The organism is Streptomyces phytophilus, from assembly GCF_013870535.1.
GTDB lineage: Bacteria > Actinomycetota > Actinomycetes > Streptomycetales > Streptomycetaceae > Streptomyces > Streptomyces phytophilus.
Window position 1 is genome coordinate 1 of the sequence record NZ_JACBXC010001399.1, and the last position, 1,494, is coordinate 1,494.

Here is a 1,494-nt window from a genome sequence, read left to right on the forward strand (position 1 = left end):
CACCCGTCGGCTTGCCCGGCGGGTGGGCGTCCCACAGGTCGTCGACCAGCCGCCCCTGCGGCACCGGCCGCCCCTCGCGGGCGAGCAGCGCGGCCAACAGCACCCGCACCTTCAGCTCCGGGACCCTGACGGGCCGGCCGTCGTCCGTCCAGACCCGTACCGGACCGAGCACTCCGAAGCGCATGACACCACCATAAGCAAACCCGAACACCGCGCGGCGACCGTGGACCCATGACGACGACCACCGCCCGGAAGGCCGGGCCCCGCGCATGGCTCGGCCTGAGCGTTCTCGCCCTGCCCATGCTGCTCGCCTCGGTCGACAACAGCGTGCTCTACCTCGCGCTGCCGCACCTGACCGCGGACCTGGAGCCCTCCGCCACCCAACTCCTGTGGATCATGGACGTCTACGGGTTCATGATGGCGGGCTTCCTCATCACCATGGGCACCCTCGGCGACCGGATCGGCCGCCGCCGGCTGCTCACCTTCGGCGCGGCGGCCTTCGGCGCGGCGTCGGTGCTCGCCGCGTACGCCGCGAGCGCCGAGATGCTGATCGCCGCCCGCATGCTGCTCGGCATCTCGGCCTCCGCACTCGCGCCCTCGGCGCTGGCCCTGGTCGGCACCATGTTCACCGACCCGCGCCAGCGGGCCCTGGCCATCGGCGTGTTCACCGCCTGCTTCATGGGCGGCGCGGCGCTGGGCCCGGTCGTCGGCGGGGTGATGCTGGAGAACTTCTGGTGGGGCTCGGTGTTCCTGCTCGGCGTGCCGGTGGCGCTGCTGCTCGTGGTCACGGCCCGGCCGCTGCTGCCGGAGTCCGGCGGCGACGGCGGCGGGCGGCTCGATCCGGCGAGCGTCGCGCTGTCGCTGCTGACGGTCATCCCGCTCGTGTACGGGCTGAAGGAGCTGGCCGACGAGCCGGGCGCGCGGGCGACCCTCGCCGTGGCCGCCGGCCTCGCCTTCGGCCTCGTCTTCGCCCGCCGCCAGCTCCGGCTGCCCGAACCGCTGCTCGACCTGCGGCTCTTCCGCAACCGTTCGTTCTCCGCGGCGCTGGTCGTGCTGCTGTTCACGATGCTCGTGCAGGGCGGCACGTACCTCTTCTTCAGCCAGCACCTCCAGTTGGTCGAGGGCTTCTCACCGCTGAAGGCCGGGTTCTGGATGGCGCCGCCGGCCCTCGCGCTGGTCGCCGGCTCCCTGCTGGCGCCGGTGCTGGCGCGGACGGTGCGGCCGGCGGTCATCGTCGGCGCGGGCCTCGCGGTGTCGGCGGCCGGGTTCCTCTACGTCGCCGTCAGCGACGACCTCGTGCCGCTGGTGATCGGGTTCACGCTGGGCTTCCTGGGGGCCGCGCCGGTCGGGGCGCTGGGGCTGAACCTCATCGTGGGCTCGGCGCCCGCGGAGAAGTCCGGTTCGGCCGCGGCGACCGCGGAGAGCAGCGGCGAGCTGGGCATCTCGCTGGGCATCGCCCTCTTCGGCAGCCTCGGTACGGCGGTCTACACCGCC

General features: G+C 73.7%; 2 protein-coding genes. One reads left to right on the forward strand and one right to left on the reverse strand.

The genetic code is table 11. The features are described 5' to 3' along the window. On the reverse strand, positions 1-184 hold a 184-nt coding region (locus tag H5J30_RS32760), incomplete at its 3' end, for an AfsR/SARP family transcriptional regulator (protein ID WP_181791312.1). Between the two features lie 47 nt (positions 185-231). Between H5J30_RS32760 and H5J30_RS32765 the strand changes: the two genes are divergently transcribed. Then, a partial coding sequence (locus tag H5J30_RS32765) for an MFS transporter (RefSeq protein WP_181791314.1) occupies positions 232-1,494 on the forward strand: 1,263 nt, incomplete at its 3' end.